Source organism: Niveispirillum sp. BGYR6, from assembly GCF_027568365.1.
In the GTDB taxonomy this organism is placed as follows: Bacteria; Pseudomonadota; Alphaproteobacteria; order Azospirillales; family Azospirillaceae; genus Niveispirillum.
Window position 1 is genome coordinate 207,390 of record NZ_JANLNL010000012.1, and the last position, 6,552, is coordinate 213,941.

Annotated in this window: 3 protein-coding genes; all 3 read left to right on the forward strand. The window is 50.5% G+C overall.

Translation table 11 applies throughout. The features are described 5' to 3' along the window. Positions 1-25: 25 nt before the first annotated feature. The 3 genes from PCJ49_RS21210 to PCJ49_RS21220 are packed head-to-tail and all read left to right on the forward strand — an operon-like array spanning position 26 to position 5,686. On the forward strand, positions 26-1,369 hold the full coding sequence (locus tag PCJ49_RS21210) for a hypothetical protein (RefSeq protein WP_269912708.1): 1,344 nt from the start codon (positions 26-28) through the stop codon (positions 1,367-1,369). Positions 1,370-1,394: 25 nt separating this feature from the next. Further along, positions 1,395-4,529, forward strand: a complete 3,135-nt coding sequence (locus tag PCJ49_RS21215; protein ID WP_269912709.1) for a hypothetical protein — start codon at positions 1,395-1,397, stop codon at positions 4,527-4,529. Positions 4,530-4,531: 2 nt separating this feature from the next. Next, the gene (locus PCJ49_RS21220; RefSeq protein ID WP_269912710.1) at positions 4,532-5,686 is read left to right on the forward strand and encodes a hypothetical protein; all 1,155 of its coding nucleotides are present in this window, start codon (positions 4,532-4,534) and stop codon (positions 5,684-5,686) included. Positions 5,687-6,552 lie beyond the last annotated feature (866 nt).

The window sequence follows — 6,552 nt, forward strand, 5'->3', positions numbered from 1 at the left end:
CACCCAACCTGTTTGTGAGAATCAGATGCCGCTTGACAGTTCATTACGGCTGAAAATTGCTGAAGCGATAAATCGTTCTGCCTACGCAGAGGCACATGCATATATATCGCTTCATTTGAATGACTTGTCTTCCGGGCAGGAATTTTATTGGGCTGCTATTTCCTACGCTTTCGGCTCGGAGGACAAGGAGAAAGCTATAGAGCTGTTTGACCAAGCGCTTGCGGCTGGATACGATGCCTTCTGGGCAAATTTCCAAAAAGCAAATTGTCTTTTGCTATTAGACCGTGTATCCGAAGCCATCGATAGCATGGGGCTGGCGCATCATGCCAATCCGGTCGCGCTTACAGGTGACGCCTTGTTTGCTATCCTGCAGGAAACAGCTCGGAATGGGCTGAATAAAGAATTTGTTCAATGTGTTCGTACTATGGTGGCGGTGGGTGTACCATTGTCAGCATCTGTGCATGGCGTTGAATCCAATAAGGCGACTAGCCTGAACTCATTTGTTATTAAGTCTAGCGAATATGCCATTTCGACCGAAGTATACACAGAAAAATTAAAAAGTAGCGTTTGCGAATTTGAAAAAATTGATGATAAGTTTGAGCGAAGCGTTCTTGCTTTTGGACCGGTGAATTTTGCTAATAGCGTCATCTTGAATTCAGTGCCAAAGGCTGGAACTCACCTCCTGAAGAATATCATTGCCCACATGATCGGGTTACCACACTCCAACAATTTTTTGGACGTATATAATTTCTTTGATATTTGGGAAAATTCAGGCGAAAATCCCGTCTATTACGTAGGTCATTTGCCGTTCGATCTAAAGATCGCCAAAGAAATTCGTAATGTTAAACATCTGCTGCTAATACGGGATCCGGCGCAGCTTATTATAGCTGCCGCAAAGGCTGCGTTTGATCCCCGCATTGATCGTCCTGATTACCGGCTTATCCGGTCGAATTTTTCTCTGCGTGAATACGTAGTGATGTTGGCGCGGGGTTATCAGATTGACGGTGTGTCGGTTGCTCCGTTCGACCAGTTTCTGAAAGACTTTATGGGCGATTGGCTTTGCCATGATGTGGCTGTCGTCGATTTTGAGGCTGTCATTGCGATGGCCAAGAATCCGAGCTCTGCTAAAAGTCAATCTTCCATGGAGAAGATCGCCGGGGTTTTCGGGTTTGATTTGCCAACGGATTGGGCCGATAGAATCAGGTCGGCAAGTAATCCTGGACTAAGTGCCACATTTTTGCCACCGCTGGTGGGCGAAAATCGTAAGGATGATCTGAGGTTCGCATCGGACGTTCTTGCCATATATGCCCCAGGAGGACTGGCCGCTTATACCGCGCTACAGAAGAGGACAATTTTCCGCAATCCTTAAAGTTCTAAGGATTTGTGCATCGCGAATGCGACTGGGCAAAGCGGATGAAGGGGATCGGGCTATGCGTAACTTTGTCTTGTGTGATTCCAATATCGCCGGCACCGGCGGTCATTATCTGGAGTACGCCTTAATGGTGCTGACGGCTGCTGAGGCAGCCGGTTACAGGCCTGTGCTGGTCACTAACAAGGTGTTCACCGGAGCGGTTCCGGACGGGTGGCGCGTTATACCGGTCTTTGAGTATGGCTTCTGGGGCCAAAAGGTTACTGGCCAAGCCAAGTTCGAAAAAAGGATCACGACTGCGGACAGGAAGTGGCTGGCTCGTAAATATTCGAGGGCCGGATTGCTTTGGGCGGCGGCGGGAAAACTCGACGAACTCAATCATTTCAGTGGAAATTTTTCACTGCGTCGCCGCACACTCGAACGGCTGCGTCGTATAGCCACGATCCGCGCTTTGGCGCAGCAGATTCGTGTGTCATCCCCCCAAGCCGAACTCAGCACCAACGGGGCCAACCCGCAGGATAGAGAAATCTATTACAGCCAACAATGGGATTTGGCTGCAAAAGGGCTTAGTCTTTGGAAGGAGCTTGGGGAAGCCCGCGCGACGGTAGCAGCCTTAGCAGGAATGCCGGAATCTCCCTTGGTAAGGGGGGCTAATTCGCTTGGCGCATTGGCTGCCTTAACTCAATCTACAATGAAATCTGAATCTTATGCGCAGGCGTTGCGCCATGCCCTGTCAGAGATTAATCTGACAGATGAATGTAATATAGTATATCCAACGATTGCCTATTTTGAACTTAGCGGATTAGCTGACGCTTTGCAGTCGGATGCTCGCTATCGCAAAGGCGTGCATCATATTGTCGTCCGTCGCGATGTGTACAATGGGTATGCAGAGAAATTTGATGAACAGGAATGGTCTGTTCATTATGCACGTACAGCCTTTGCCCTGCTGGGGGGCATTCAGGATGTCCGTGTAAAGTACTACACGGATACAACGCCTCTTTCAGAGCAATATAACCGTTTGGGGGACCGTGAATTTGAAGCCGGGCCCGTCCCCGTTGATATCGAACGTCGCGGGGCATGGCGCCCCCAGTTTCCGAAGGGAAATGGACGGGTTCTTTTTATCCACGAAGTTTCAAGTCCGGCGGAAGGGATTGAATTTGTCGATGGTCTCCTCGGTGCTGGCATTTCTTTTGCTGGCGCGGGAACGGATATAAATATCATTCTTCCCGCCCATGTATTACGTTCTGCTATTGTACAGAGCCCGCCATTGCCGCAGGCTTCGGGCGTTAAGGCTCGGTTTGTACGAGTTGAAGAACTGGATGATTTTGATATTTCTCAATATACGGGAATTGTTGTTACTTCTACCGAGTCTCGATTTGACCGGTTTATTTTAGACGCGCTGGAGCATGGTATACCTGTACAGATCATGTCCAGCCATCCGCTGGCAGAGTATGTGCAGTCCATCACCAACGCCTATCATGACGAAAAGATGGTTGGCGCCGTCATGTTGGCCGCGATTACCGGCACGAATGAAGGGTGGCATCAGTACCGTTATGCTGACGCTGCAATGATATCGGTCAAGCGGGCGGGCAGCACTTTGATGGTGTCCGACAATGCAGCCACAGTGTTGGAGCTCACCCCGCCACCGGAGGCACGTTATGTCCGTCTGACGTTCCGATCCGAACAGGCCATGCATTTGGTGACATTCTTCCGTTCTCGGCACGGACTGGATGGAGAGATCTCTCGCGTTGATGTGTCATGCGGTGGCACGACTGAACTCGTGTCAGTGATTGTTGCAGTACCAGAAGATGCCGGCACTGTTGCGCTGTCCCTGTGCAATTTCCGTCACGCATTTCCTATCGGTGTTGATGATTTCAAGCTTCAGTGGTTCAAGAGTTCGGAATTAATTGCCACTAATCCGTGTGGCGTTCTTATGCCCACCATGGTTGACAATCTGGAGCACCGGTACGTTGCGCCCTTATGTCACTTCTGGCGTACATTGGATGCGTTGCGCGACAGTCTGCGTTCTCACGGCGATCCAGTGAAATTCATGCGCCAGACGACAGGCGGGGGGCGGCGCTTGATTGCCTCCTATCTCGGCGATGCCAGAGGTGAAAAAGGGTATCACCTGTTGCCTTCGGTTGTGTCCGCTTCTGCGGTTGCCGGCCGTGTTAAGGTCAAATCACAGGTATATTATTCAGGAGATTACCCTGAACCCGAATGTGTGCGGGCGACAGCTCTGCTAAATGCGTCTTCCAGAGATGATGTGTGGTTTGTGAAGGGCGCGCTGGATAGCCAACGTTATGCCCGAGAAATTCTGCGCTCGGATGTCATCCTGATTCCGTATTCACAAAATAACTATATATCGCGGAGTTCTGGGATTTTTTCGGAGGCCATGGCAGCCGGCATTCCTGTTGTTGTCCCCGCAGGGACATGGATGTCGGCGCAATTGGATCGATTTACGTATCCGCTTCACGCCAGCTTAGTGGATGCAGGTCGGATGGATGCTGTTCAAAACGTTGATATCTTTGACATGAGAAAGGCTGGGATTTCACATCGTGGCAACATTCCACGAGGCGGCATCGTGGCTGTGCAACGAAGCAACGTGACCTTCTTCCATATAGCCGTCCCTGCCGGGACCAATTATCTATGGCTGACATATTCCCAGGATCCGAGTAAGTCTGGCGTCTATGTTCAATTCGATCTTTCGTTCCAAGATGCTATGTCGAATGGCCGCGACATTCGCAATGCATCGAGGGTCTTGGGGGGCGGCTTGGCGCGTCGATACTCTCTGATGGAGCGCGTGCCTAGAGGTTGTCAAAGCGTTTGGGTTGGGATTTACACCGCATACACAAATACGACGGTCAATCTACACAATTTCAACGTTAGTTTCGTTAATGAGACGCGCTCATTGATTCCGCAGACGGCCGGCGGTGTTGTCTACAAGTCTGCTGATGGTGCTGAGGATCGAGCGCGCCACGTGGCAGAATCCCTGGCTATTCTGGCTGCTGACTATGACGTTTACGCGCATAGTGCACGCGAAGTACAGAAAACATGGATCAACGAACACTCCGCCGATACCTTTGTGCGCATGATAGAAGCGCCGCCTGCTTATGAATCCAGCACAAACCCTCGGCGATTCTACGGTAAGGAGTGGTAATTATGCTTTTTGATGTCAATAACCGCGAGTCAAAGCTCTCAAAGGTTATTCCGCGAGGGGCACGTATTGCCGCTTTGTTTGATACTTCTTTCGGCTACGGAACTCCACAACTGGAGCTCTTAATGTCGTCTCTTGCCCATTTTTACGAGGCATCTGACTGCGTTATGTTTGAGCCGGACGTTAAGAACAAGCCTAAACTTCGAGTTGCTGCTCCGGGCATCCGGATCGAGCGCCTCGCCACACGTTTTCCACCACATTTCGATGTTTTTCATGTCGAGTATAATCTTCAGCTTATTGAGCGGATATCGGATTTAAAGCCGAATGTTCTTGTGGTGACAAGTGCCGCCGTGATGCCCGCATTGCTTAAATTGCCCTACAAGCCAGATTTGGTTATTTATTATATGCTTGAGAGTATCGACTATCAGAGGAAGCTGGGCGGGCAAGATTTCGTAAATCTATTGCAGATTGGCCGCAGCAGGATCGATTTGATTTGCGTTCCGGAGATGAACCGGGCGAATTTCGATCTTCGCTACCTTGGCTGGGACGATATTCCAGTAGTGGAAGTACTTAATGTTTCCCTATCTAAATTTATCGAAGGTGAAAAATCACAGCAGCCGGTTATAATCAACGCGGGTTCAATATGTGAAAGTGCGCAGTGCGACTATTTTGAGCGCGATTTGCCAGCTCATGTACGGGTTGACATTTGCGGTATTCCATCATCCAAGCGGATGATTCAGATGGTTGATGGCTTCCGATCGAATGTGAGCCAGATCTGTTATCTGGGTAGTCTGACAATGGAGGAATTGGAGGAAATCTACAGTCGTTATGCGTACTCGATTTGTATGTGGAAGCCATCAGATATCAATCAAATCCATGCCTCACCTAACAAACTGTTCCAGAGCATCGCTCACGGTGTCCCCCCGATCGCCGCGCCCCATCCGCAATGTGTGAGCATTATTCGGGAGTACGGTTGTGGAATTTTGATGGATGGCTGGTCCTTCCAGGATTTCTATTCGGCCCTAGAGAGAGCTCAGAAAATCTATGGCACTTCGACCTATCATGACATGGTCGAGAATTGCCGGTTCGCAACTGAGCACGAATTAAATTGGCCGGCCCAGTTCAGTAAACTCTCATCACATTTGCCTACCGCTGCTTGATATTCGCAATGTCGTTCCCGACCATGATTGACGATGGTTGGGAACGACATTGCAGTGTTAATCTTTTTGGTTGTTTCTCAAAGTTAAGATACTATTTAATACCAATCTCCCTTGAACATCACCGATCCAGGGACATTTTTTGGTGCCTCAAGTGCCGGGCGCTGCCATCCGGCTGCTTGGCTTGCGCGCCACAGGGTGCTGAGCCAGCGGTCGCCGGCCTCCAACCCGCCTAAAGGTCGACCTTTAGGCGGGTTGGTATAATTGTGGTGGGTATTTATCAGTGTAAATCGATCCAAACGCCGCCAGACAGCACTCGGAGTTTGGCGAGTGTTACATCATAGTATATTGCCCCATCTGATGTAATGGCCGGGGCTGTTCCTGAGGATGGAATGATCACCGCAGGAAGTGCCGGTGCGAGAGAAAGCGGGCCGGCCGTTGTTCCAATTTTTGGTGCCGCACCGGTTATTGAGCCCGTCACCGTTACATGCTGGCTGGCATTGGGAGTGTGAGTGACGGCGAACTGAATAGCCCCTGAGGAGGGGCCTGCTATTGCGCCCGTTGCGACATATGTGTCGCCGAAGGCAGCAATTCTGGGACCGTTGACCAATCGTGTGATCCCCCAGACCATTGTGCCACCAGAATAGCCAGCTATTCCCTGTCCGTCGACGACAGCGGCCACCTTCAACAACCCACCTGCGCCCGTTACCACGCCATTGCCCTTGGGGATCAGGCACAGGTTGATAGTAAGCGTCAGCCGTTCCCCGCGTTTTTTTTGTTTTTCAGGCGTTTGGCGGCAGCGTTTCTGCGGTTTGCGATGCGGCTGAGAGCGTATTGCATCGGGATTTCATCGATGGTGTGGGGATCGT

What these genes read in the sequence shown, in the direction of transcription:
- PCJ49_RS21210 (WP_269912708.1), top strand. Translation starts at nt 26, where the DNA reads ATGCCGCTTGACAGTTCATTACGGCTGAAAATTGCTGAAGCGATAAAT.
- PCJ49_RS21215 (WP_269912709.1), top strand. Translation starts at nt 1,395, where the DNA reads ATGCGACTGGGCAAAGCGGATGAAGGGGATCGGGCTATGCGTAACTTT.
- PCJ49_RS21220 (WP_269912710.1), top strand. Translation starts at nt 4,532, where the DNA reads ATGCTTTTTGATGTCAATAACCGCGAGTCAAAGCTCTCAAAGGTTATT.